General features: G+C 67.0%; 24 protein-coding genes. 7 read left to right on the forward strand and 17 right to left on the reverse strand.

Annotated features, from left to right (window positions below):
• Positions 1-2 precede the first annotated feature (2 nt).
• From BRW65_RS07500 to BRW65_RS07545, 10 genes are read right to left on the reverse strand one after another with little or no spacing between them, the layout of a single operon-like run.
• On the reverse strand, positions 3-761 hold the full coding sequence (locus BRW65_RS07500; RefSeq protein ID WP_073873495.1) for a mannan-binding family protein: 759 nt from the start codon (positions 759-761) through the stop codon (positions 3-5).
• Entirely contained in the window at positions 761-1,471 is a 711-nt protein-coding gene (locus BRW65_RS07505; RefSeq protein ID WP_073873098.1) for a tetratricopeptide repeat protein, read from the reverse strand. The genes BRW65_RS07500 and BRW65_RS07505 overlap by 1 nt, the downstream gene beginning before the upstream one ends.
• A 24-nt stretch (positions 1,472-1,495) precedes the next feature.
• Positions 1,496-2,755 carry an MlaD family protein gene (locus BRW65_RS07510; RefSeq protein WP_073873101.1) on the reverse strand — a complete coding sequence of 420 codons (1,260 nt, stop codon included), beginning with the start codon at positions 2,753-2,755 and terminating at the stop codon, positions 1,496-1,498.
• Entirely contained in the window at positions 2,752-3,966 is a 1,215-nt protein-coding gene (locus BRW65_RS07515) for an MlaD family protein (protein ID WP_073873104.1), read from the reverse strand. Before BRW65_RS07515 ends, BRW65_RS07510 begins: the two co-directional genes overlap by 4 nt.
• On the reverse strand, positions 3,963-5,084 hold the full coding sequence (locus BRW65_RS07520; protein ID WP_432206403.1) for an MCE family protein: 1,122 nt from the start codon (positions 5,082-5,084) through the stop codon (positions 3,963-3,965). The genes BRW65_RS07515 and BRW65_RS07520 overlap by 4 nt, the downstream gene beginning before the upstream one ends.
• Complete coding sequence (locus tag BRW65_RS07525) at positions 5,075-6,121, reverse strand: MCE family protein (protein ID WP_073873109.1); 1,047 nt, start codon at positions 6,119-6,121, stop codon at positions 5,075-5,077. Before BRW65_RS07525 ends, BRW65_RS07520 begins: the two co-directional genes overlap by 10 nt.
• Positions 6,114-7,169, reverse strand: a complete 1,056-nt coding sequence (locus BRW65_RS07530; protein WP_073873111.1) for an MlaD family protein — start codon at positions 7,167-7,169, stop codon at positions 6,114-6,116. Before BRW65_RS07530 ends, BRW65_RS07525 begins: the two co-directional genes overlap by 8 nt.
• Positions 7,166-8,734 carry an MlaD family protein gene (locus tag BRW65_RS07535; RefSeq protein WP_073873113.1) on the reverse strand — a complete coding sequence of 523 codons (1,569 nt, stop codon included), beginning with the start codon at positions 8,732-8,734 and terminating at the stop codon, positions 7,166-7,168. Before BRW65_RS07535 ends, BRW65_RS07530 begins: the two co-directional genes overlap by 4 nt.
• A gap of 11 nt (positions 8,735-8,745) precedes the next feature.
• Positions 8,746-9,609, reverse strand: coding sequence for an ABC transporter permease (locus BRW65_RS07540; protein ID WP_073873115.1), 864 nt, complete (start codon positions 9,607-9,609; stop codon positions 8,746-8,748).
• A gap of 18 nt (positions 9,610-9,627) precedes the next feature.
• Positions 9,628-10,467: an MlaE family ABC transporter permease gene (locus BRW65_RS07545; protein ID WP_073873117.1), complete on the reverse strand. Its 840-nt coding sequence runs from the start codon at positions 10,465-10,467 to the stop codon at positions 9,628-9,630.
• Between the two features lie 304 nt (positions 10,468-10,771).
• On the opposite strand from BRW65_RS07545, the gene BRW65_RS07550 reads away from it, so the two are divergent.
• The 3 genes from BRW65_RS07550 to hisG are packed head-to-tail and all read left to right on the forward strand — an operon-like array spanning position 10,772 to position 12,569.
• Complete coding sequence (locus tag BRW65_RS07550) at positions 10,772-11,371, forward strand: TetR family transcriptional regulator (RefSeq protein WP_073873120.1); 600 nt, start codon at positions 10,772-10,774, stop codon at positions 11,369-11,371.
• Positions 11,372-11,427: 56 nt separating this feature from the next.
• Positions 11,428-11,709, forward strand: coding sequence for a phosphoribosyl-ATP diphosphatase (locus BRW65_RS07555; protein WP_067310353.1), 282 nt, complete (start codon positions 11,428-11,430; stop codon positions 11,707-11,709).
• Between the two features lie 2 nt (positions 11,710-11,711).
• A complete protein-coding gene (gene hisG / locus BRW65_RS07560; protein WP_073873124.1) occupies positions 11,712-12,569 on the forward strand; it encodes an ATP phosphoribosyltransferase in 858 nt (285 codons plus the stop codon).
• Here the strand turns inward: hisG and BRW65_RS07565 are convergent.
• Positions 12,543-13,235, reverse strand: coding sequence for a TetR/AcrR family transcriptional regulator (locus tag BRW65_RS07565; RefSeq protein WP_244168024.1), 693 nt, complete (start codon positions 13,233-13,235; stop codon positions 12,543-12,545). The genes hisG and BRW65_RS07565 overlap by 27 nt on opposite strands.
• Before the next feature lie 144 nt (positions 13,236-13,379).
• On the opposite strand from BRW65_RS07565, the gene BRW65_RS07570 reads away from it, so the two are divergent.
• Both BRW65_RS07570 and BRW65_RS07575 read left to right on the forward strand, forming a co-directional pair.
• Positions 13,380-13,889 carry a DUF4126 domain-containing protein gene (locus tag BRW65_RS07570; RefSeq protein WP_073873127.1) on the forward strand — a complete coding sequence of 170 codons (510 nt, stop codon included), beginning with the start codon at positions 13,380-13,382 and terminating at the stop codon, positions 13,887-13,889.
• Positions 13,886-15,268, forward strand: coding sequence for an FAD-containing oxidoreductase (locus tag BRW65_RS07575; protein WP_073873129.1), 1,383 nt, complete (start codon positions 13,886-13,888; stop codon positions 15,266-15,268). The genes BRW65_RS07570 and BRW65_RS07575 overlap by 4 nt, the downstream gene beginning before the upstream one ends.
• A gap of 44 nt (positions 15,269-15,312) precedes the next feature.
• On the opposite strand, the gene BRW65_RS07580 is transcribed toward BRW65_RS07575, so the two are convergent.
• The gene (locus tag BRW65_RS07580; RefSeq protein ID WP_073873132.1) at positions 15,313-16,608 is read right to left on the reverse strand and encodes a DEAD/DEAH box helicase; all 1,296 of its coding nucleotides are present in this window, start codon (positions 16,606-16,608) and stop codon (positions 15,313-15,315) included.
• A gap of 268 nt (positions 16,609-16,876) precedes the next feature.
• A complete protein-coding gene (locus BRW65_RS07585) occupies positions 16,877-17,791 on the reverse strand; it encodes a RecB family exonuclease (protein WP_073873135.1) in 915 nt (304 codons plus the stop codon).
• Between the two features lie 73 nt (positions 17,792-17,864).
• On the opposite strand from BRW65_RS07585, the gene trmI reads away from it, so the two are divergent.
• A complete protein-coding gene (gene trmI, locus BRW65_RS07590; protein WP_073873138.1) occupies positions 17,865-18,707 on the forward strand; it encodes a tRNA (adenine(58)-N(1))-methyltransferase TrmI in 843 nt (280 codons plus the stop codon).
• Positions 18,708-18,714: 7 nt separating this feature from the next.
• On the opposite strand, the gene BRW65_RS07595 is transcribed toward trmI, so the two are convergent.
• Positions 18,715-19,008 (reverse strand): DUF503 domain-containing protein, encoded by a 294-nt coding sequence (locus BRW65_RS07595; RefSeq protein ID WP_073873141.1) that lies wholly within the window; start codon positions 19,006-19,008, stop codon positions 18,715-18,717.
• A gap of 8 nt (positions 19,009-19,016) precedes the next feature.
• Positions 19,017-19,637, reverse strand: coding sequence for a hypothetical protein (locus tag BRW65_RS31670; protein WP_073873144.1), 621 nt, complete (start codon positions 19,635-19,637; stop codon positions 19,017-19,019).
• A gap of 310 nt (positions 19,638-19,947) precedes the next feature.
• Between BRW65_RS31670 and arc the strand changes: the two genes are divergently transcribed.
• Positions 19,948-21,777, forward strand: a complete 1,830-nt coding sequence (arc, locus tag BRW65_RS07605) for a proteasome ATPase (protein ID WP_073873499.1) — start codon at positions 19,948-19,950, stop codon at positions 21,775-21,777.
• Positions 21,778-21,849: 72 nt separating this feature from the next.
• Here arc and BRW65_RS07610 read toward each other — a convergent pair whose 3' ends face one another.
• Together BRW65_RS07610 and BRW65_RS07615 are read right to left on the reverse strand one after the other, a co-directional pair.
• Positions 21,850-22,494, reverse strand: coding sequence for a hypothetical protein (locus tag BRW65_RS07610; RefSeq protein WP_073873147.1), 645 nt, complete (start codon positions 22,492-22,494; stop codon positions 21,850-21,852).
• Positions 22,495-22,503: 9 nt separating this feature from the next.
• The gene (locus BRW65_RS07615; protein ID WP_073873150.1) at positions 22,504-23,688 is read right to left on the reverse strand and encodes a hypothetical protein; all 1,185 of its coding nucleotides are present in this window, start codon (positions 23,686-23,688) and stop codon (positions 22,504-22,506) included.

Consider the following 23,688-nt stretch of genomic DNA (forward strand, 5'->3'; position numbering starts at 1 on the left):
AACTACACGCGCAGCACCGAACTCAAGGCCGCCAGCGGGATATGCGCTTGGACGGTGCCGCCGTCCATGTACCACTGGGGTAGGCCGGGTGAGAAGTTGATCGGCTCGTCATGGCCGACGGGGTAGTCGGGCATGTACAGGATCAGCTCGTCGGGTGTCACCGCCCACGCCTTGTAGGCCCCGGAGTAGACCTTGTCCGGCGTCCAGCGGTCGACCATGAACGGATACGTTCCCGGGTCGTGCGGCGGCGGCGCCTGGTCGAGCGCGGTTTCGATAAACGGTTGGGCCAGTGGGGGAATGGCGGTCAGCGGGTTCGACGTCGTCAGGTCCGCGAGCTGCACCCGCCGGCCGCTCGCCATGTCGAAGGTGAAGGTCCGGTAGGCGTTGTTGAACTTCGGCCCGTCGGCGTGGTAGTCCTCGTGGAACACGGCGCTGAGCAGGTTCTGGTGCCGGAACACCTCGAAGTTCTCCTCGCCGTAGCTGTCGGCCGCCATGCTGCCGTTAGCGGTCTTCCAATTGTTGACCAGGGTGTGCAGGTAGTCGCGGATCACCGGGCCCGTGGTGGGGTTGTCGACGAGGTCGTCGGGCACGGCGACCTTGATGTCCCGTACGGCTTTGCGTTCCGACGTGACGGAGGTGTGGCAGTACTGGCCGTCCCAGTCACCGCCCAACTCGCCGCAAAACGACGGCGCGGACGCGCGGGCGGTGGTCGGAACCGTTGTGGCGGCGACCAATACGAACGCCGCGAAGAGCCGCCGCATCACAGCAGCTGCACTTTGCTCGCCCGCCAGCGGCCGTCGACCTTCTCCATGGTCATCTTGATCCGGCTGCGGTCGATGCGCGGGTCGGGCGCGGCCGTGTTGGTGACCGTCTGGTCGATAAAGACCAGCACCACAACCTTGTTCGTCGACTCGGACTGGATCGCCGAGTCCACCACCACGCCGTGCGCGGTGGCCTTGTTGTCGATCAGCAGCTGCCGAAGCTTCACGCTGGACTGCGTGTACATGTCCTTGAACTCGCCCGTCGCGCCGTCGAGCACCTGCCGGAAGTTGTCGTCCACCTTGTTCGAATCGATGCTCGTCAGCACCTGCGCATACGCGATGGCGGCCTGTTGGGCCTGTTCGCCGGCGAGCTTGACCTGGTGCTCCTGCCACTGCCGCCAACCGAGTAAGCCCGAAACGGCAAGCGAGGCAACGAGCAACGCCGGCAGCGCGGCGCGGCGCAGGTAGTGCTTCCAGCGCCGCCCGCGGCGCTCGGTCTCGCGACGCTTGCCTTTGAGCAACACGCCCTCGTCGTCGCCCTGTTCGTCGTCTGGCTGGTCGTCGTCTGGCTGGTCGTCGTCTGGCCGTTCGTCGTCGACGCCCACCTCCTCGGCCTCTTCGGTTGCCGCTGAGGGCATTTCGTCATCCGGCTCCGCGCCGGCCCGCGCCTCGGCCTTCGGGTTCTTCTTGGTGGTCACGATCACGATCAGCTCCTCGAGATACGGGTTAATGGCTTAGTGCGGCGGTTCGATCGGCAGAACCGGGCCGCCGTAGGGGGTGGGAATGGTGTAGCGACCTTGCGGGGTCGGATCGGTTCGACGGCCCAGATCCGCACCCGGCGGGGGACCGGCGGTGTCGTCGCCGCCCGGCCGTGGCGCGTTCTTGGCGCCCCGGATCGAGACCGCGGGGTCGTCGTCGCGGCAGTAGGTGTACATGAACGGCTCGTAGTAATCGGCCGCGGAGGAGGCGTGCGACGGCGTCCCGTAGTCGCACACATAGCGCGGATACAGGTCGGCCGTCGCCCAGACCCCGTGATCGTGAAATGCGCTCGTCACCGCGTCCAGCACGGACCCACGGTAGTCGGGGAACAGCGCGTTGAGCGCCGGAACCCGTAGATAGAGCAGCTGCGACATGGTCGCCATGCTGCCCAGCAGTTGCACCATGGTGTCCGAATTGTCGGCGAACAGATTGTCGACCGCCGACAGGGTGCGTGGGGTTTGCCCGGTCAAGCGGCGGTAGCCGGCCTGCATCCTGGCCACGCCGGTCAGCGTTCGGTCGAGTTCCGTCGCGGTAGCGCCCAATCCGGCGTTCTTGTCGCTCGCCAGGGTGAGCACGACCCGGCTCGTCTTGATGATGCTGGTGGTTTGGGGCAGCACCGAGTCGAGCGTGGAAAGCAGGAACGTACCGCCGTCGACGATGGCGGTCAGCTTCGCGGGTCCCTCCTTGCTCAAGCTCAGTTCCTTCTTGATCAACTCGACTTTCCGGGGGTCGACCTGGGCCAGCAGCCCATCGGCGTCACCGAGCAGCTGTGCCAGGCTGACCGGAACGGTCGTGCGGTCGGAGGTGATGAGGCTGCCGTCGTGCAGATACGGCCCGGCGTCCGACGCGGCCTCGAAGTTGATGTACTGCTCGCCGGCCGGCGACAGCGCGGAGACGTGCACCACGCTGTTCGCCGGTATCCGCACGTTCGACGTGATGCTGGCGATGGCGTTGACGCCGTTGTCGGTGATCCGCAGCGACTCGACCCGGCCGACGCGGACTCCCCGCAGCGCGACATCCTGGTTGGGCAGCAAGCCGCCGGATTCCGGCAACTGCACGGTGACGCGGTAGGCCGAGGCGAAGGGTTTCACCCGCAGCGCGCCGATGAGCAGGTAGGCGGTGGCGACGACCAGGATGAGCGCCAATCCGGCCACCGACAGCCACACCTGTTGCCGGTGGCCGGTGCGCACCGCCCGGACGATGACGTTCGCGACGCTGTCGACGGCGCGGATCATGGTCGCGGTCCCGGGGGCGGCGGCTCGGGCGGCGGCCCGGGAGCGACGTCGATTTGGCCGGGGATGTTCGGGTCCGGAATGACCGGAACCTGCGGCGAATTCGGCCCGCGGCCGACCACGCGTTCCTGCAGACGCCACAGGGTGTACTTGAGGGTGCCGACGAGCAGGTTCACGTTGTAGTGGTGCGGCCCGTGCAGTCCGATGTCACCGGGGAATCCGATATCGGGAAGCGATCCGAGCATGATCTTGTCCACGCCCACGTGCACCGAAATCGAGTTTCCGGCGGTCGATTTGACCAACGGGGGGATCAGCCGGTTGAGCGCCAGCCAGCTGGTATCGGGGCTCACCGCAACGTCATTGGCCGCGCCGGCGACCGTGTTCAGGTCGCGGATGATGCTGCGGCCGCTGGTGTCGGTCCCGCCGATCGACGGGAACCGGGCCAGCAGCCGGGAGGTGTCGCCCACCTGGATGGCCACGGTGGAGAGCTGGGCGGTGTTGTCGGCCAGGGCGGCGGTGGCGGGACCGGCGGCCGCCATCAGGTCGCTGATGGTTTGGTTCTTGGCGTCGAGTTCATCGGCCAGGTGCGACAATTGGGTCAATGCGGTCGAGATCTGACCGGACCGGGAGTCCAGTGTCCCGAGCAGCTCGTTGGACTTGCGGATCATGTCCCCGAACGCCTGGCCCTGGTCACCGGTCGCCTTGCCGAAACCGTTGATGATGTTGGTGAAATTGCGCACCGCCCCGCCGTTCACCAGGATCGCCGCCGAGCTCAACACCGACTCGACGGTCGCGGCGGCCGCGGTCGAGTCCAGGCCGATGGTGTCGCCGTCCTTCAACAGTGGTGCGGCCGGATCACCGGCGGCCGGCGGCTTCAGGGCGACGAACACGTCGCCCAGCGGTGTCGCGGTTCGCAATTCGGCGGTACTGCCCCGGGGCAGTTGCACGCCATCGCGGATGCGCAGCCGGGTGACCGCGGTGTAGTTGCGCGCGACCATCGACTCGAGCTGCCCGACGTCGGCGCCGGCAAGTTTCACCTTGGCGTTCATCGGCAGGTTGAGCGCGTTGGAGAACACGGCGTTCAGCGAGTAGCCGCCCGAACCCAAGCCGGGGGCCGGAAGGGGCAGGCTGGCAAGGCCGTTGGTGGCGCACCCGGCGGTCACCACAGCCGCGGCCACCGCCGCCAGCACGCCCCGCGGGCCCGCGGCCATCATTTCTGCCCCATCGCTGCCATGCCGTCCAGCACATAGGTCAACCCGAAATCGGGGCCGAAGTCCTGTATCGTTCCGGTGCTGCAGCCGAGTTGCCGAAGGCCCATCAGGTTGCAGATCTCTTTGGTGTACTGGCTGTCGAAGAGCAACCGGTCCGTCAGGAATCGTGCGCGGACGCTGCCGTTCGCCCGGTCGATCATGTTGTAGGCGTTGTCGGCCACCAACGGGGCCAGGTCCAGGAGTTCGGCGAGGTCGCGCCGCTGGTCGGTCACCATCTGCAGCGTGGCGTTGCCACCCCGGGCGGTCTGCTTGATGTTGTCGCGGTTGGCGTCCAGCAGGTCACCCGCGCGTTGAATCAGTTCGTCGAGTTTTCGTCCCGTGGTGCCGCTGCCGAGGTCCTCGTCGTTCATGATCTGGCTGACTTGGTGGATGGTGGAGGCGAATTCGCGCAACTTGGTGTCGTTGGCGGCCACCGCATCGAACAGGGAGCTGATGTTTTTGACGATCGTGGTGATCTGCTCGCGAGTCGCCGCGCCGCCGTCGCTGGACAGGCGCAGCGCCTTGGACAGCTCGCCCAGCGCGGCTTTGATCCGTTCCCCGTTGCCGTTGACGACCTGGGTGCCGCCGCCCAGCACGTCGGCGATCGGGCCGCCGCCGTGGCCGTCGCCCTCGAGCGACTTGGTCACCTTGTCCAAAACGTTGAGGACGCTGCTGAACTCGACGGGCGTCTTGGTGCGCGGCAACCCGATGGTGTCGTGGTTCTCCAGGGTCGGTCCGCCGTGATACGGCGGTGTGAGCTCGATCTGCCGGTCGGTGAGGATGGAGGTTGACACCGTGACGGCCTGCACGCTGGCGGGAACTTTGACGTGGCGGTCGACGGTGAATTCGACTTCGACGTAGCCGCCCCTGGGGGTGATCTTGGTGATCTTGCCGACCGGCATGCCCAGCACCGCCACCTCGTTGCCCTCGTAAAGTCCTGAGGCGCTGTCGAATTGGGCGGTCACGGTGATCGTGTCGTCGTCGGGGCTTAGCCACCACCAGCCGATGCCGGCGACCGCGGCGATCACCGCGAGGGCGGCGATGATGGCCACTGATTTCGATGCGGGCCCCTTCACTTGCAGTCCTTGAAGTACTGGATCATGCCGAACTGCTTGGCGCGGCCGCTGATTGCGCACATCCACGAGTCGATCAGCGGGACGTTGGGGGCATTGAAATTGATCGCGTTCCCGTCACCCGTGAGGTTGGCCGCCTCGCGGAAGAAGATCGGGCTGGTTTGCAGCATGGTGTGCAGCAGGTCGTCGTGCGTGGACATCAGGTTGGTGAAGTCACGCATGTCCTTGATCAGCGCGTTCAGAGCCGGCCGGTCGGTGACCACGACCTGGCTCATGGTGTCGACGAGGCTCGACAGGGATTGCATCATCGCGTGGAAAACGGCTCGCCGCGCGACGAACTGGCCCAGCAGGTCCTGGCCCTGGTTGACCAGGGTGCCGATGTCGGCCTGCTGGCGCCGCAGCGTGTTGGTGACCTGCTCGGTGCTGCGCAGCAGCTGACCCAGCTGGTCACGTCGCACCGCGATGATCGACGACAAGGTGTGAATGTTCGAAATCGCTTGCGGGACAACGGTCGGCAGCCCCTCGAGCTGCTTGCCGAGCACCGCGAGCGATTGCGCGAACCGGTCGGAGTCGACCTGCTCGAACGTGGTGGTGGCGTCCTGCAGCGCGGCTTGAAGGTCGTAGGGCACCTCGGTGTGCGCCAGGTCGAAGGTGTTGTCGGGCAGGTGCGCCGGACCGGCGGGTTCCAGCGCGAGGTACCGCGAACCCAGGATGGTGGTGACCTTGATCTGCGCCCGCGAATCCCTGCCGAGCGCGATATTGTCCCGGATCTTCAGCCCCGCCTCGACGTGGTCGCCGACGAGTTTCATGCTGGTGACGTTGCCCACCGGGATGCCGGCCACCACGATCGGGTTGCCGGCCCGCAGCGAGGCGGCTTGCAGGAACTCGGCGGTGTAGTGCCGATATCCGGCGCCGAGCGCGTGCACCAGCAGCATGACCCCGATGATCACCGCGACCACCGCGACGGCGATGAACCCGAGCCAAGTCTTGTTGTAGCTTTCCAGCGGACGCTTGCGCATCCGCTGCCACACCGACGCGTCAGCCATCGGCGGTGCTCCGACATCTCGGGCTGTGCCACGCCTTGTTGCCCGGCGTCGCGGCATTGACGATGATCGGCACCACGTCGTTGAGGCCGGGGAAGAACCCCATGAAGTTCACGTCGCACACGTAGGCATTGCCGTAGGCGCCCTGGTTGCCGACCCGGGCGAGCCCCTTCAGCAGCAGCGGGATGTTGTCGCCGAAGAACGCCACCTGCGGCTCGACCTCCATGATGTGTTTGGTGGCACCGGGCTGGCGGTCGATGAATTCGCGCAGCGCCGGGTACACATCGGTCGCCGAGGCCGACAGCCGGCCGGTCACCCGGGCCAACGAACCCACCGAGGCGACCAGGTCGGGCCGCCGGACGTCGAGCTCGCCCACGACGCTGCGGGTTTGGGTGATGACCCCGTCGAGGTTGTCGTTCTGCTGGGCGAGGTTGGCCATCACCTTGTTGAGATTGGTGATCACGCTGCCGAGGGCCTGGTCCCGGCCCGCGAATGTCTCGGTGAGCGTGGAGGTCTGGCCGACCAGCGTGGTCAGCGACGACGTGTCGCCCTGCAGCGAGGCGATGATGCCCTTGGTGAGGTTGTCGGCGTCGTGGGGGTTCAGCAGGCTGAACAACGGTTCGTAGCCGTTCAACAGCGTGGTGACGTCGAAGGAGGGTTCGGTGCGTTCCAGCGGAATCGTGCTGCCCGGTGGGAGTTGTTGCGGGCTGCCTTCCTTGCCTAGAGAAAGGCCGAGGTAACGCTGCCCGACGATGTTTTGATAGGTGACCGACGCGAGGGTGTTTCCGAACAGCCGTTGTTCCTGCTGCACCACGAACGAGACCCTCGCGAGATTCCCGTCAAGCTCGATGTTTTCGACCCGGCCGACGCGCACCCCGGCCATTCGGACGTCGTCGCCTTCACGCAGCCCGTACACGTCGCTGAACACCGCCGAATACTTCGCCGTGTTGCCGGCCACGTCACGCCGCAGGCTCACATACACCAGCCACGTCAGCGTCAACGAGACGACCATGAACAGGGTCAGTGCGATGAGCGGGCCTCGAAACCTCATTTCGCCTCCCCGGGTGGATGCGCCGGCGCCTGGGTGATGGACACCGTGGTGCCCCGCGCGACCGGGCCCAACAGCAGCTCGGTGGCCGCGGTCGCCGGCGCGCCGGTGATCACGCCCAACATGTTCCGTTCGTACTGGCTCCCAACGGGTCCCACGTTTCCGCCGAACGAGGCCTGCGGGATCCACGGCGCCTTGGGCGCCACCGGGGCGACCCACGGTTCGTGGGGCTGCGGCGTGGCGGGTGCCCCCGGTGACGGGTTGTCGGGGTTCGCACTCCCGGGCACCGGGGGCGACGGCGTGATCCCCGCGGGCAGCGGGGGATTGGGATCGGACAGGTTGGGGTTGGGGTTGATCAGCGGCGGACCGACGGCGACGAGATTTCCGTCCGGGCCGATCACCGTGCCCGGGGGTGGGGCCAGATCCTTGGGCGGCTGATAGTTCTGGGGCAGCAGGACGTCGGGCAGATCGGGCCGCACCGGGATCAGCGGTGCGGTGAAACAGCTGGGTCCCTTCAGCTCACCGTAATGGGGGCAGTCAGCGCGGGTATAGGTGGAACTGGGTGTGAACGTCAGCATCGCGCGCATGTTGCCGACGTTGGTCTCGGGGTTCCAGACCTGCTCCATGAACTGGTTGGCCAGGTTGTCCAGCTTGGCGACCGCGGGCACGAAGTTGTTGGACTTCTGCGCCAGCACGCCGAGCACGGGCGTCAATTCGGTTGTGATTCTGATGAGTTGGTCGATGTGGTTGCCCAACGATTGGTGCGTGGTGTCGACTGTATAGTCGGCGCCCGACAGCAGCGCAGCCAGCTGCCCCCGCGTCTCGGCGAAGGTGCGCATCGGTTCGACGGCCTGGTGCAGTGCGTCGAGCAGGTCGGGGGCGGTCTGCGCCAGCCCGCGCGTCGCATCCAGCAGCGCGGACACCGTCGAGGGGCCCGAGTCGGTGCTGACGATCGAATTAAGCTGGTCGAGAAGACGATTCAATTGCGCGCCGGCGTTCAGCAGGCTCACGCGGCGGTGGTCGGTGGCGGCGCCCAACGCGGCCAGGATCCCCACCGACCGGTCGTCCCGGTCGCGGCCCGCGGCCGCGAGCACGTCGCGCAACTTGGTCACGGTCGTCTCGAACAGCACGGTCGGAAGCCGCTTGTCCTCCGGAATATGCGCGCCGTCGCGGATCGTCGACCCGGGGCCGTTCCCCACCAACTGGACCGATGACACAGCGAAGACATTGCTGGGCACCACGCGCGCGGTCACGTTGGCCGGAATCGAGCCGGCGAATTCTTCCTTGAGGTCGATGTGGACATAGTTGGGATTGCCGTGCGCCGCGGGCACCACGCCGTTGACCGTGCCGACCAGCACGCCGTGATATTTGACGTCCGACTTCTGCGGCAGGCCGTCGCCCACGTTCACCAGATCGGCGACCACGCGGACGTAGTCGTTGAGCCTGCCGGTGGATTTGACCAACATCGCGGTGGTGAGCAGCGCGCTGACCACCACGACAGCGATACCGATCCCGAACAGCTGCCGGTCGGAGGGGCCGCGCCCGTCCAGCTCAAGGGAATTGGGCATGATCGACCGGCCTACCCGCCGAACCGTGCGCCGGAGTCGACGCCCCAAAGCGCCATGGTCAGCAGCATGTTCACGATGATCACGACGGTGATGCTGGCCCGCATGCCGTGGCCCGCGGCGACGCCGACGCCCTCCGGGCCGCCACCCGCGTAGTACCCGTAGTAGCACTGGATCGTGGAGGCGATCCAGACGAAGATGACGGCCTTGATCAGGGAGTAGACGATGTCCTGGCCGGCCAGCATCAGCGTGAAGTAGTGCAGGTAGGAACCGGTCGAGCCGCCGCTGCCGATGCCCACCACCACTTGCGTGCTGAGGTAACCGATCGCCAGGCAGGCGGCGTACAGCGGGACGATGGCGACCACCGAGGCGATCAGCCGGGTGGTGACCAGGTACGGGATCGGCCGGATCGCAATCGATTCCATGGCGTCGATCTCTTCGGCGATGCGCATGGAGCCCAGCTGGGCGGTGAAGCGGCAGCCACCCTGCATGGCGAAGGCCAGCGATGCCATCAGGGGAGCCAGCTCGCGGGTGTTGACCAACGACGAGACGAAACCGGTTGCGGGTCCCAGGCCGAGCAGATCCAGGAAGTTGTAGCCCTCGATTCCGACCAGTGCCCCGACCGTCATGCCGAGCACGACGGCCACGCCGGCGGTGCCGCCGCCCACCACGATCGAGCCGTTGCCCCAGGTGATGTTCGACAGCAGCCGCAAGAACTCGCCCCGGTACTGGCGCAGGGCGAGCGGGACCGCGACCAGCGCCCGGACGAAGAAGACCAGCATGTGCCCGAGCCGAATGATCGGTACCTTGCCCCGGCGGTAGAGCCGGACGAGCGGGACCGAAATCGGTGCCAACGGTTGATAAGCGGCCGCCGTCATGTCATAGCTCCGTCCATGTCATAGCCCCGTCCTGGGCGACAACATGATGTAGAGCTGGCTGATGGCGACGTTGACGATCATCAGCAGCAGGATGGCCTCGACCACCGCCGCGTTCACCGAATTCGCGACACCCGTCGGCCCGCCCTTGGTGGACAAGCCTTTCTGGCTCGACACGATGGCCACGATGGCGCCGAACACGACCGCCTTCACCAGCGCCAGGATCATGTCGTCGGTGGTCGCGAAGGAGGCGAACGTCGACACGAAGCTGCCTGGGGCCCCGTTCTGGAAGTACACGTTGAACATGTAGCTCGCGAAGAATCCGGCGAAGCACACGACGCCGGTGAGGGCCACACCGATCATCACCGCGGCGGCGAAGCGGGGGACGACCAGCCGGCGGATCACCGACACGCCCATCACCTCCATCGCGTCGGTCTCCTCGCGCATCGTTCGCGAGCCCAGGTCGGCGGTGATCGCCGATCCGACCGCCGAGGCCATCAGCACCGCGGCCACCAGTGACGCCCCCTGCCGGATGACCGCGAGCCCGCTGGCGGCCCCGGCCAGCGACGTGGCGCCGACCTGGCCGGCCAGCAGGGCGAACTGGATGGACAGCGTGACGCTGATCGGCAGTGACACCAGGATGGTCGGCAACACGGCGGTGCCGGCCATGAATGCGCCCTGGCGGACGAACTCCTGCCATTGGAATCGCCCGGTCATCAGGTCGAAGAAGAAATATTGGGCGGTGCGCACGCCGAGGACGAATTGTTCGCCGACGGTGGTCAATGACGCGACCGGGTGACGCTTGACGTATCCGATGGACCATTGCTGAATGGCGGTGACGCCGTCGTATCCGGTGGTCATAGCGCGGCTATTCGTCGTATGTCTAGCAAACTCACGGCGGCCATCATCGAATACCAGCTACGGCTTCCATCGGCCCTCTTTCCCCCCAGATTCCATGAGTGCCGTGCAGGCGCGCTCGGGCGCCGTCGAAAGTCATCTTTATTAAAATAGTGTCAACAGGCTCCACGATTACGCAGTTCAACGGTGTGTGCCGCATCACACTAGCCTACTTGATAGGGACTTTCAATAGTGTAGAGTCACTCATCTGAGTTCGTTGCTGCACGACGCCGCGGGGTCGAACTGTCGGATTGACGAAGGTGAAGGCATGCCCTCAGCAAACACCGGCTCGTTACGAGACCGCCGTCGTGCTGAGCTAGTTTCGCAGATCCAGCAGACCGCCCAGCGGCTTTTCGCCGAACGCGGCTTCGACGCGGTGACGACCGAGGAGATCGCCGCGGCGGCCGGCGTATCGATCAGCACCTATTTCCGGTACGCGCCCACCAAGGAGAGCCTGCTGGTCGGTCCAGTCCGGGAGGCCAGCGCCGAGATCGTCGAGTCCTACGGCGCGAGACCACCGGACGAGTCACCTGTCGAGGCGTTGATCCGGCTATTCGTCGCGCGCGCCAAAGAGGTCATCGAAGTCCAGACGCTGGACACCTGGCGCCTGGCCATCGCCACCGCCCCGCGCCTGTTGAGCCAATCGGTGCTGGTCACCGAGACCGAACATCGTGAATTCGTCGAGCAAGTGGCGTCCCGCATGGGCGTCGACGCAGCGGCGGACATCCGGCCCGCGCTGTTGGTGCACACCAGCTTGGCCACGGCCAAATTCGTCATCGACCGCTGGCTCACCCAGCCCGCCGACGGCGCGGAGTTTCACGTTCAGCTCGAAGAGGCGCTGCTCATGACGCTCGCCGGGTTCGGCTGATCGGGCGGCTCAAAACGTCGCCGGCGGGAAACCGCCGTGACTGTGCGCGCTGCCGCGTGAAACAATCGCTGGCCGTGAAGACGTTTGAGGATCTGTTCGCCGAATTGGGCGAGCGCGCCCGTACCCGGCCGGCCGGCAGCGCGACGGTTGCCGCGCTGGACGGTGGCATCCACGGGTTGGGCAAAAAGATCCTCGAGGAGGCTGGCGAGGTGTGGCTGGCCGCCGAGCACGAACCCGACGAGGCGCTGGCCGAAGAGATCAGCCAGTTGCTCTATTGGACGCAGGTGTTGATGATCGCGCGTGGCCTGTCGCTCGACGACGTCTACCGGAAGCTGTGACGATGCTGCGGGTAGCGGTTCCCAACAAGGGCACGCTGAGCGAGCCGGCCAGCGAAATTCTGGCGGAGGCGGGCTACCGCCGCCGCACCGATTCCAAGGACCTCACCGTCATCGACCCGGTCAACCAGGTCGAGTTCTTCTTCCTGCGGCCCAAAGACATTGCGATCTATGTGGGTTCGGGGCAGCTCGATTTCGGGATCACCGGACGCGATCTGGTCCGCGACTCGGATGCGCCGGTGCGCGAGAGGCTGGCATTGGGTTTCGGGTCTTCGAGCTTTCGCTATGCGGGCCCGGCCGGGCGTGAGTGGACGACGGCGGATCTGGCAGGGAAGCGGATCGCGACCGCCTACCCCAATCTCGTCCGAAAAGATCTGGCGGAGCGTGGCATTGAAGCGACCGTCATCAGACTCGACGGGGCGGTGGAGATCTCGGTGCAGCTCGGGGTGGCCGACGCCATCGCCGATGTGGTCGGCTCCGGGCGCACCCTGAGCCTGCACGACCTGGTGGCCTTCGGCGATCCGCTGTGCGACTCGGAGGCGGTGCTGATCGAGCACGCCGGCCCAGAGGGTCCGAACGGGACGCGGGCGGCGCACGATCAACTGGTGGCGCGCATCCAGGGTGTGGTGTTCGGGCAGCAATATCTGATGCTCGACTATGACTGCCCGCGTTCGGTCGTGGAACGGGCCACGGCGATCACGCCGGGTTTGGAGTCACCGACCATCGCGCCGCTCGCCGATCCGGACTGGGTCGCGATCCGCGCGCTGGTGCCCCGCCGCGGCGTCAACGAGATCATGGACGAGCTGGCCGCCATCGGCGCCAAAGCAATTCTGGCTTCAGACATCCGGTTCTGCCGGTTCTGATCGGCCGTCCAGGGGCATGTCGATCAGGGTCTGAATAACCGCCGTCACCGCGTCCGTCAGGCGGTCTGCCGCGGCTTCGGTGAGTCCGGGCGTCTGGATGACGCTGCGCATCAACCACACCCCGGCGATGACCGACAGGATCAGCTCCGCGCGGAGGGACTGGTCCGGTTCGGGTAGCCGCGAGGCGAGCCGTCTCCCCACATGGCGCCCGAGAGCATCGCGCACGATCTCGGCGGCGCGGGGGTTCGGTACCGACCGCAGCATGATGGGGAACCTGCCCAATTGCTCGATCTCGGGTGCGCTTAACGCGACAAGGTTGTCGGCGGCATCGTGTGCCAGTGACCCCGAGTCATCGCCGAAGAACGCCGGCGGCGCGAACGCGGCCTCGACCACCTCGGCGAAGAGTTGTTCCTTGGATCCGAAGTAGCGGTTGATCAGCATTGCGGTCACCCCGGCGTCGCGCGCGATTTCGCGGACCCCGGCGCCGTCATAGCCATGCCGTGCGAAGGCCTGCAGTGCCGAGGCCAGGATGTCGGCGCGGGTCTTGGCCGCGTTGCGAGGGCGAGGCGCTGCGGACTGCTTCTTGGCATTGGCCATATCTGCAAGTGTAGACAACGGTGCCATGTCAGGTCTACAGTCGTATACATTCCAGCGAGTCGTCTCCATGCTGAGCTGAGACCACACGGGTCGCCGCCGAAGAAAGGAGCCGATCGCCGTCTCGCTGGCTACGCTGGCGCCCGCACCCACCCGATGAAAGACTCTTACCGCCGGGGGACCGACTCTGGTGGTCCACCTCCACAGGAGCTACCCATGACACATTTCCTGATTCTGCTGCTGGCTCTACTGATTGGTGTCGTCGCCGGGCTGCGTTCGCTGACGGCCCCCGCGGTGGTCGCTTGGGCGGCCTATCTCGGCTGGCTCGACCTGCATGGCACGTGGGCGTCGTGGCTGGCGAACATCATCACGGTCGTCGTCTTCACCGTCCTCGCGGTCGGCGAGCTGGTCAACGACAAGCTGCCCAAGACGCCGGCCCGCACGGCGCCGCCGATCTTCGCCGCCCGGATCGTCATGGGCGGACTGGCGGGCGCGGCGCTCGGTGCCTGGCCGCACTGGACCTTCACCGCGCTGGGAGCCGGCGTCATCGGCGCGGTGCTCGGCACGCTCGGCGGCTATCAGGCGCGCAAGCGGCTGGCCGCCGTGGCCGGCAAGGACCTGCCCATCGCGCTGCTGGAGGACGCGGTCGCGATCGTGGGCGGGTTCGCCATCGCCGCGGTCACGGGTCACGTGTTGACGGAATACCTGCTGACGGCGGTTAAGTGACACAGCATTTCGACGCGATCATCGTTGGCGCCGGGCAGGCCGGCCCACCGCTGGCGGGGCGACTGACGGCGGCCGGGCAGCGGGTCGCGCTGGTGGAGCGCAAACTGATCGGTGGCACCTGCGTGAACACCGGGTGCATCCCGACCAAGACCCTGGTGGCCAGCGCGTACGCCGCTCACCTCGCGCGCCGCGGCGCGGATTACGGTGTGGCGACCGGACCGGTCAGCGTGGACATGGCGAAAGTCAAGGCGCGCAAGGACGAAATCATGTTGAGCGACCGTAAGGGCATCGAGGACTGGTTGGCGGGAATGGACGGTTGCACCGTCTTTCGCGGGCACGCCCGGTTCGAGGATCCGCACACGTTGCGTGTCGACTACCAAGACGGGCACGACGTGCTACACGCCGACCGGATCTTCCTCAACGTCGGCGGTCGCGCGGTGGTACCGGAAATCCCCGGGCTCTCCGACGTGGAATTCCTCACCAACGTCTCGATCCTCGAACTCGACGCGCTGCCAAGCCATCTCGTCATCCTCGGCGGCAGCTACATCGCGCTGGAGTTCGCCCAGATGTACCGGCGCTTCGGCGCCCGGGTGACTGTCGTCGAGCGGGGTTCGCGGCTGGCGTCCCGCGAGGACGAGGACGTGTCGGCCACCGTCCGCAGCGTCCTGGAGGAAGAGGGCATCGACGTCGTGGTCGGTGCCGATGACGTGCGAATCACCAAGACCGACAATGGTTTCGAGCTGACCCCGAGCGCCGGCGGCGCTCCGATTGCCGGGAGTCACCTGCTGCTGGCCGTGGGCCGGCGGCCCAACACCGACGACCTGGGCCTCGAGGCGGCCGGCGTGCGGACCGACACCCGCGGCTACATCGTCGTCGACGACCAGCTCAAGACCAACGTCGACCACATCTGGGCGATGGGGGACTGCAACGGCAAGGGCGCCTTCACCCACACCTCTTACAACGATTTCGAGATCGTCGCGGCCAACCTGCTCGACGACGACCCACGCCGGGTCAGCGACCGCATCCCCACCTACGCGCTCTACATCGACCCCCCGTTGGGGCGGGCCGGGATGACCGTCGACCAGGTCCGTGCGTCGGGACGCAAAGCGCTGGTGGGCAAGCGGCCGATGACACGGGTCGGCCGCGCGGTGGAAAAGGGTGAGACGCAAGGCTTTATGAAGGTGGTTGTGGATGCCGACACCCAGCAGATCCTGGGAGCGGCCATCTTCGGCGTCGGCGGCGACGAGGCCGTTCACGAGATCCTGGACGTCATGTCGGCCAAAGCGCCCTATACGACGCTCGCTCGCACCATGCACATCCATCCCACCGTCAGCGAGCTCATCCCCACGATGCTGCAGGAGATGACCCCGCTCGACTAGACGGCATGGGGGCTGGGCGGATCGCCACCGTGGGGCGCGACCGCTTACCGGGACGCGGTGGCGGGGCGACGGGACCGCCGCCGCCTGGGACGCGTGGCCGATGCGCCGCGCGGGGAAGCGAGGGTGGCCGAGGACCGACGGACCTCCACCGGCGCCGGTGCGACGGACTGGCGGGGCGCGGGCTCACCGGCTAGGGCGTGGATGACGGGCGACGCCGCGGTGACCTGCTGGGGAACGGCGCGGATGGCGGCCTTGCGCATCATCGACTCGGTGTCCCGGCGCTGCTCGGGCAGCGCGATGGTGACCACGTCACCGGAGGCGCCGGCCCGGGCCGTGCGGCCGGATCGATGCAAATAGGCCTTGTGCTCGGCGGGCGGGTCCACGTGGACCACGAGCTCGACGTTGTCCACGTGTACGCCGCGCGCGGCGATGTCGGTCGCGACGAGCACTCGCGCCTGTCCAGTCGCGAACGCCGCCAGGTTCCGGTCGCGCACGTTCTGGGACAGGTTGCCGTGTAACTCCACCGACGCGATGCCCGATTGGGTGAGTTGGCGGGCCAGCTTCCGGGCCTGGTGCTTGGTGCGCATGAACAGGATTCGCCGGGAATCTCCCGCGGCCAGCCGGTGCACCAACTCCTTCTTGGCCTGCGGCCCGTCGACACAGAAGAGGTGATGTGTCATGGCGGGAGTCAGGGACGTCGGTTCTGCGATCGATCGTGTCACGGGGGTGGTGAGGAATCGCTTCACCAGGGTGTCGACCGCGGCATCGAGGGTGGCCGAGAACAGCATCCGCTGCCCGCCCGTGGGCGTGGCCGCGAGGATGCGGGTAACGGTGGGCAGGAAGCCCAGATCGGCGAGGTGGTCCGCCTCGTCAATGACCGTCACCTGCACCGCGCTCAGCTTGACGATGCCTTGCTTCATCAGGTCTTCCAGCCGGCCCGGGCAGGCGACGACGATGTCGACGCCGGATTTCAGCGCCGAAGCCTGCTTGTGCTGCGGCACGCCGCCGAAGACGGTGGTCACGCGCAGGCCCCGAACCGCGGCGAGCGGCGCGATGGTCGCGGCGATCTGGGTCGCCAGTTCGCGCGTGGGCGCCAACACCAGGCCGGTCGGCTTGCCGGGCCGGCGATTACCGGCGTCGAGCCGGCTCACCAGGGGGATCGAGAAGGCGAGCGTCTTGCCGCTGCCGGTCTTGCCGCGGCCCAACACATCTCGGCCGGCAAGCGTATCCGGCAGTGTTTCAATCTGGATCGGGAACGGCCGATCGACGCCGCCCTTGGCGAGCGCGTCAACCAGCGATGGGCTCACCCCGAGGTGAGCAAATGTAGTGTCTTCAAGCATGTTTCACTGTCCCTAAAGCGTCGGTGGTAGCGAGATTGCCTGTCTGGCAACATCGATCGCCGCGACTCGAGGCTGTGCGGTGCGCACCTGGTCATCTCGGACTCGGCGCCCCGCGGGGATCTGAGAGGAAATAACGAATCGATCACGACGTATTGGCGAGCCATTCGGCGCCAACGTTGACAACAGCCTACCGCACTTGCCGGTGAACTATTGCGTCCGGGCGCTCACGCCGTAATGACTCTCGTCACACCGGTGGACCGCCCGGCGGTCACGCCGCCGGTTCGGTCGGTTGCGAAACACCTTGCGCCAGAGCGATATCCGGCCACCCGGGATAGGTTGGCGGGGTTCCGCCGAACAGCGGGCAGTGCTGCTGGTGGGGGCACCAGTCGCACAACCGCGACTGGCTGGGGCGGAAATCGCCGGTTTGGCCGGCGGATTGAATCGCGCGCCAGATCGCCATCAGGGTTTTCTCGAAGCGCAGCAACTCGTCGTGGTCGGGCGAATAGTCCAACACCTGCCCGTCGGCGAGATAGATCAGCCGCAGCCGGGCGGGTGGGACCCCGCGCGTGCGCAGCAGGGCCACCGCGTAGAACTTCATCTGGAACATCGCCTTGAACTCGGCCAGGGCCCGCGCCGCAGGCGGGGCCTTGCCGGTCTTGTAATCGACCACCCGCACCTCCCCGGTGGCGGCGAGGTCGATCCGATCGATGAATCCGCGCAGCAGGGTGCCGTCCGCGAGCTCGACCTCGACGCGCTCCTCGCAGCACTGCGGGTCGAAGCGGGTCGGGTCCTCGAGCCGGTAGTAGCCGGAGAGCAGCGCCCGAGCCTCGGTGATCAGCTGGCCGCGCTGGTCCGGATCGAACTCGCCGGCCAGCTCGGGCGCCGCGGCGATTACCTGGTCCCAGGCCGGCTCGACCAGTGCCAGCGCGGTGTCGGGACCCCGCTGGGCGGCGGGCAGCCCGTAGAGCTGCTGCAGGGCGGCGTGCACCACCGAGCCGCGCAGCTGTGCCGCCGACGGCGCCTCGGGCAACCGGTCGATCGCCCGGAAGCGGTACAGCAGCGGGCACTGCTTGAAGTCCGCCGCCCGCGACGGCGACAACGCCGGTTTCGAAGCCGGTTTGGAAACCGGTTTCGAAACCGGTCGCGCAGCCGGCCGCGCGAGTGCCTGCGGCTGGTCGGTCATGTGCGCAGCGTAGAACCGAGTGCCGACAACCCCGAGCACCGCCCACGGCGAGTCGGCTGGCACGCTAGACGGCGTGTCCGCAACCGGCCCGTTCACCGTCGGGGAACGCGTTCAACTCACCGACGCCAAAGGCCGGCACTACACGATGGCGCTCACGCCCGGCGCGGAGTTTCATACCCATCGCGGCTCGATCGCCCACGACGCGTTGATCGGGCTGGAGCAGGGCACTGTCGTCAAGTCCAGCAACGGTGCGCCCTTCTTGGTGCTGCGGCCGCTGCTGGTCGACTACATCATGTCGATGCCCCGCGGGCCGCAGGTCATCTATCCCAAAGATGCCGCGCAGATCGTGCACGAGGGTGACATGTTCCCGGGTGCGCGGGTGCTGGAGGCCGGGGCCGGGTCGGGGGCGCTCACCTGTTCGCTGCTGCGCGCGGTCGGCCCCGACGGTCGGGTGGTCTCCTACGAGCAGCGCGCCGACCACGCCGAGCACGCTCGCCGCAACGTCTCGGTGTTCTATGGGCGGCCGCCGGACAACTGGGAGCTGATCGTCAGCGACATCGCCGACTCCGATTGGCCCGACGCTTCGTTCGACCGGGCCGTGCTCGACATGCTCGCGCCGTGGGAGGTGCTCGACGCGGTCGCCCGGTTGCTGATCCCCGGCGGCGTTCTGATGGTCTACGTCGCCACGGTGACCCAACTGTCGCGGGTCGTCGAGGCCCTGCGGGCCCAGCAGTGCTGGACGGAGCCGCGGTCGTGGGAGACGCTGCAACGCGGCTGGAACGTCGTCGGCCTGGCCGTTCGGCCGCAGCACTCCATGCGCGGGCACACGGCGTTCCTGGTTTTCGCGCGGCGGCTCGCGCCGGGCGTCGTCGCGCCTGCGCCGTTGGGGCGCAAACGCGAGGGCCGCGACGGCTAGCCAGCCCTTAATCGTCGCTGCGCTGCAGTCCCCGTCGCACCGACAGCAGCTCGAACTCGGGGTGCGCGGCCACCAGCCGCTCGGCCGCATCCAAAACGTCGACCGCATGGCTGCGGTCGCCGGACACCGTTGCCACGCCGATGCCGGCGCGTCGATACAGGTCGTGCGAACCGGTCTCGGCCGCCGACACGCTGAACTTGCGTTGCAGCTCGGCGACGACGGGACGGATCACCGACCGCTTCTGTTTGAGTGACCGGACATCGCCGAGCAGCACGTCGAACTCGAGCCAGCCGATCCACATGCCGCGGGTCAACCGGGTGGAGTCGGGGTCGGGCCGGGCGCGGGAGCCGGGGCGGGGCCGGGTGGCGGTGCGGGGGTGGGCTCGGGAACGGGTGCAGGGGTGGGCGGCGGTGTCACCGCGGGTGACTTGCCCAGCACCAACAGCATCTCGGCGGTTCGCCGGGACAACTGCCAACCGCCTTGGAAGGGCGTGAATTCCATCGGGAAGTGGAAGCTGGCGTTGGCCCGCTGCGCGGTGTTGACGTCGATGTTGGCCACCACGTTGGCGGGGGTCTTGTCCGACCAGGCGATGTCGTGCGCGACGAAGGTCATCGGCAGGTAGCCGTTGTCGCGCAACGCGTTGGTGAACTTGTCCAAGGTGTCCGCGCTCTCGGGGGTGGCGCCTTCGACCAAACTCACCTTGTTGATACCGGGTACGTTCGGGTCGGCTAACCGGGTCAAGATGTCGGTAAGGGCTTCAGGCGTCGGCAGCGGGGTAGTCGGAGGTACGACAACCGTGCTCGACGTGGCCGGGGGCGCCGCAGGCACGGAGGAGGCGATGCGGGGTTGTTGATGCGACGAACATCCCGAGATCCCGACCGCCGCCAAGACAGTGGCGGCGCTCACGGCTGCGGACAGGTGTCGGCGCATCCAGTCGATCAGGCCGGCCGGGGGGTGGGGACGCTTCCCGACGCGGGCACCCGCCGCGCGGTCGAGCCAACGGGTGCAACTGAACTCACACCCGCGGTCGCCACGCCGACCGCGGCCGTGCCGAGAAAGCCTGTGGCGAGGCTTTTTGCGGTCACGGCGGCCCTTTCGATCAGCGAGATTAGTGGCCGAGACTACCAGCGAGACGAAAATCTTAACTTTTCGTGGGTATTTGACTCCGCGCATCATTGGCCAATCGCCGGTAGCGTTGAAGTATCCACCGCGCCAATTCGGTGTGGGAAAGGAGCGCAACATGGGTGGCTCAGAGCGTTCTGAATCATTCGGTACCCCCCGCGAGTCAGGCATGTCCAGCGGCGATGCTGCCGAATTGGAAGAATTACGCCGCGAGGCAGCGTTGCTGCGCGAGCAACTCGAGCATGCAGCCGGGGCGCAAGGCAGCGCCCGCTCTGCGCGCGATGTGCATCAGCTCGAAGCCCGGATCGATTCGCTGGCGGCCCGCAACTCGAAGTTGATGGAGACGCTCAAAGAGGCGCGCCAGCAACTACTCGCGCTGCGTGAGGAAGTCGACCGGCTCGGGCAGCCGCCGAGTGGCTACGGCGTGTTGCTGGGCTCGCACGAAGACGAGACGGTCGACGTGTTCACCTCGGGTCGCAAGATGCGGCTGACGTGCTCTCCCAACATCGACGTCGGATCGCTGCGGAAGGGCCAGACGGTGCGGCTCAACGAGGCGCTGACGGTCGTCGAGGCAGGCACGTTCGAATCCGTCGGCGAGATCTCGACGTTGCGCGAACTACTGGCCGACGGACACCGGGCGTTGGTCGTCGGTCATGCCGACGAAGAACGCATCGTGTGGCTCGCCGAGCCGCTGGTGGCCGAGGACCTGCCGGAGGGTCATCCCGACGCGCTCAACGACGACACCAGGCCGCGCAAGTTGCGGCCGGGCGACTCGTTGCTGGTGGACACCAAGGCCGGCTACGCGTTCGAGCGCATTCCCAAGGCCGAGGTCGAAGACCTGGTGCTGGAAGAGGTGCCCGACGTCAGCTACCAGGACATCGGTGGTCTGACGCGCCAGATCGAGCAGATCCGCGACGCCGTGGAGCTGCCGTTCCTGCACAAGGAGCTGTACCGGGAGTACGCGCTGCGCCCGCCGAAGGGTGTGCTGTTGTACGGCCCGCCCGGCTGCGGGAAGACGCTGATCGCCAAGGCGGTGGCGAATTCGTTGGCCAAGAAGATGGCCGAGGTCCGGGGTGACGACGCCCGCGAGGCGAAGTCTTACTTCCTCAACATCAAGGGCCCCGAGCTGCTGAACAAGTTCGTCGGTGAAACCGAGCGTCACATCCGGCTGATCTTCCAGCGGGCGCGGGAGAAGGCGTCCGAAGGAACGCCGGTGATCGTGTTCTTCGACGAGATGGACTCGATCTTCCGTACCCGCGGCACCGGCGTCTCGTCGGACGTCGAGACCACCGTCGTCCCGCAGTTGCTGAGCGAGATCGACGGCGTGGAGGGCCTCGAAAACGTCATCGTGATCGGCGCCTCCAACCGTGAGGACATGATCGACCCCGCGATCCTGCGGCCCGGCCGTCTGGACGTGAAGATCAAGATCGAGCGGCCGGATGCCGAAGCGGCGCAAGACATCTTCTCGAAGTACCTGGTCGAGTCGCTGCCGGTGCACGCCGACGACCTCGCCGAGTTCGGGGGCGACCGGGCGGCCTGCATCGCCGCGATGATCGAGAAGGTCGTCGAGCGGATGTACGCCGAGATCGACGACAACCGGTTCCTGGAGGTCACCTACGCCAACGGTGACAAGGAAGTCATGTACTTCAAGGACTTCAACTCCGGGGCGATGATCCAGAACGTCGTCGACCGGGCGAAGAAGAACGCGATCAAGTCGGTGCTCGAGACCGGGCAACCGGGTCTGCGCATCCAGCACCTGCTCGACTCGATCGTCGACGAGTTCGCCGAGAACGAGGACCTGCCCAACACCACCAACCCCGATGACTGGGCGCGGATTTCGGGCAAGAAGGGCGAGCGGATCGTCTACATCCGCACCCTGGTCACCGGCAAGAGCTCGAGCGCATCGCGGGCCATCGACACCGAATCCAACCTGGGTCAGTACCTGTAGGGCTCCGCGCCGCGCCGCGCCTGAGGCCACGCACACGTCGTGGTTCGAGCGTGGCGCGGTGCCGCCTCAGGGTCAGTCGGTCACCAGCGAATAGCTGTTGGTCAGGTTGTCCTGCAACACCTGGGCCGCCCGGGTCCGCGTGTCGACGCGTAACTCGTCGGTGAGCACGCGCGGTTGGTAGGTCCACCCCGCCGGGAGGTCGAGCCGCTCGGCGAGCCCGGGCAGATCCGCTTGCGAGAGGTTGGGGTCGGCGACCTGGCTCAGGGTCTGCATCACCCAGTGCTGTCCTTGGGGGTCGATGAGCTCGTAGACCTGTTCGCCGGCGTTGAAGACGAAGATCGTGTGGCGATTGACCTTGTTGGGGATGTAGGGCGCGGGGTTCATCGACGACAGCAGCACCGTGGCCTGCTGGATCATCTCGATCCCGCCGAAGGTCTTGGTGATCTGGGGGCCTTGGGCGTCCTTTTCGATGGCGTTCATCAGCCAGTACCGCGGACCGTTGAGCAGGGCTGCGGCCACGCCGTTTTCGGCGGCGATGGCGTGCGGGTCGAGCGCGGACCACAGCTCGGCGGGACAGTCGTTGAGCGGGAAGCTGTTGTAGACCGTTGCCTGCGGGCCGGCCTCGCCGGCGGTTACCAGCAGCACTTCGCCGTAGCGTTTTCCTGCCAGGTCGAGTGCGTGTTTGCCGACGGCGCGGTCGGACTCGGGGGCGGACACACGGTGAAGTTAGTCACTACCGTCGGTGCCGTCAACAGCGCGCGCGGTCGGCGCGACGGCGCCGCGGTAGCGGTTGCGGGCCGCCAGGGCCGTGTGCAGGTCGTCGATCAGCGGGTCGAGGAACATTCCCCGGTACTCGGCGTCGTCGACCGCGCGGGCGCTGATGTACATGAACGTCAGCGCGCCAAGGAACAGGCACATGTGGATCAGTGAATCCGGCGCCGGAAACGTGAAGCCGAACACCGTCGACGTGGTGGCGGTGTTGTGCGCCCATTCCTTGAGCAGCGGTGGCGTCAAGATGATCAGGCCGAGGATCAGATACATCGTCGCGCCGACGGCGGCCACCACCAGGATCTCGATGAGTTGTGAGGTCGCCAGCAGGAACACCACGTTGAGGCGTTCCGCGCGTTTCAGCGGGGTGCCGGCCGCGGGCTCATGCATCGTCGCAAACGGCGTGCCGGCAAGGTTGTCGCTGCCTTGGGGCAGCGACGCCGTCGACTTCAGCAGCGGCCGGACCCGTTCCACGGTCTTGGACACGACGAAGGTCCCCGCGATGCCGAGCAGGAAAATTATTGCGAGCGAGAGCCTTTCGCCGTTGATGTTCGCCGCCATCAGCCAGACGTAGGTGTTGAAGAACACCAACGCGGTCAGCAGCACGATCGGTAAGGCGCGCACCGCCAGCGTGCCGACGGTGGATAGGTGCTCCATCGTCATGCGCACCGCCCAGGCGACCACCGACCCGACGCCGGTGCCTGTCAGCACCACCACCAGCACCAGGATGACGGCGTCCCGGGTCAACTGGACGGGGCCGGATTCGATGACACCGCACGCGACCGCGAGGGCCAGTGCCGCGGTCGCGACGGTCGCGCGGCTGCCCCCGCTCGACGTCCGCGACACCAGCCAACCGGCGAGCGCGGCCAGTGGGAGAGCGATCGCGAGCAGCGTCAGGATCACCCACTGGTGGGCCGTCGGCGTTCCGTTGATGAAGACTTCGTTGCCGTCGCTGATGAAATAGACGCCCAGCAGGCAGAGCTCCACCGCCGCCCAGGCCGCCAGCGCGGGGGCGCACCGCGGCCACAATCGTCGCCACCGGCCCCGTCGGGTCAGCACCGACGGCAACCCGCGCTCCAAGAACCACTGTTCAGCCGCCGCTGCCCGCCCGCGGTCCGGCGTGCGGCGCCGAGTTGCGTTCAC

Source organism: Mycobacterium paraffinicum (assembly GCF_001907675.1).
Lineage (GTDB): Bacteria > Actinomycetota > Actinomycetes > Mycobacteriales > Mycobacteriaceae > Mycobacterium > Mycobacterium paraffinicum_A.

What these genes read in the sequence shown, in the direction of transcription:
- BRW65_RS07540 (WP_073873115.1), bottom strand. Translation starts at nt 9,609, where the DNA reads ATGACGGCGGCCGCTTATCAACCGTTGGCACCGATTTCGGTCCCGCTC.
- BRW65_RS07515 (WP_073873104.1), bottom strand. Translation starts at nt 3,966, where the DNA reads ATGATGGCCGCGGGCCCGCGGGGCGTGCTGGCGGCGGTGGCCGCGGCT.
- arc (WP_073873499.1), top strand. Translation starts at nt 19,948, where the DNA reads ATGGGTGGCTCAGAGCGTTCTGAATCATTCGGTACCCCCCGCGAGTCA.
- BRW65_RS07585 (WP_073873135.1), bottom strand. Translation starts at nt 17,791, where the DNA reads ATGACCGACCAGCCGCAGGCACTCGCGCGGCCGGCTGCGCGACCGGTT.
- hisG (WP_073873124.1), top strand. Translation starts at nt 11,712, where the DNA reads ATGCTGCGGGTAGCGGTTCCCAACAAGGGCACGCTGAGCGAGCCGGCC.
- BRW65_RS31670 (WP_073873144.1), bottom strand. Translation starts at nt 19,637, where the DNA reads ATGCGCCGACACCTGTCCGCAGCCGTGAGCGCCGCCACTGTCTTGGCG.
- BRW65_RS07530 (WP_073873111.1), bottom strand. Translation starts at nt 7,169, where the DNA reads ATGAGGTTTCGAGGCCCGCTCATCGCACTGACCCTGTTCATGGTCGTC.
- BRW65_RS07595 (WP_073873141.1), bottom strand. Translation starts at nt 19,008, where the DNA reads ATGTGGATCGGCTGGCTCGAGTTCGACGTGCTGCTCGGCGATGTCCGG.
- BRW65_RS07510 (WP_073873101.1), bottom strand. Translation starts at nt 2,755, where the DNA reads ATGATCCGCGCCGTCGACAGCGTCGCGAACGTCATCGTCCGGGCGGTG.
- BRW65_RS07570 (WP_073873127.1), top strand. Translation starts at nt 13,380, where the DNA reads ATGACACATTTCCTGATTCTGCTGCTGGCTCTACTGATTGGTGTCGTC.
- BRW65_RS07500 (WP_073873495.1), bottom strand. Translation starts at nt 761, where the DNA reads ATGCGGCGGCTCTTCGCGGCGTTCGTATTGGTCGCCGCCACAACGGTT.
- BRW65_RS07580 (WP_073873132.1), bottom strand. Translation starts at nt 16,608, where the DNA reads ATGCTTGAAGACACTACATTTGCTCACCTCGGGGTGAGCCCATCGCTG.
- BRW65_RS07545 (WP_073873117.1), bottom strand. Translation starts at nt 10,467, where the DNA reads ATGACCACCGGATACGACGGCGTCACCGCCATTCAGCAATGGTCCATC.
- BRW65_RS07550 (WP_073873120.1), top strand. Translation starts at nt 10,772, where the DNA reads ATGCCCTCAGCAAACACCGGCTCGTTACGAGACCGCCGTCGTGCTGAG.
- BRW65_RS07535 (WP_073873113.1), bottom strand. Translation starts at nt 8,734, where the DNA reads ATGCCCAATTCCCTTGAGCTGGACGGGCGCGGCCCCTCCGACCGGCAG.
- BRW65_RS07565 (WP_244168024.1), bottom strand. Translation starts at nt 13,235, where the DNA reads ATGGAGACGACTCGCTGGAATGTATACGACTGTAGACCTGACATGGCA.
- BRW65_RS07525 (WP_073873109.1), bottom strand. Translation starts at nt 6,121, where the DNA reads ATGGCTGACGCGTCGGTGTGGCAGCGGATGCGCAAGCGTCCGCTGGAA.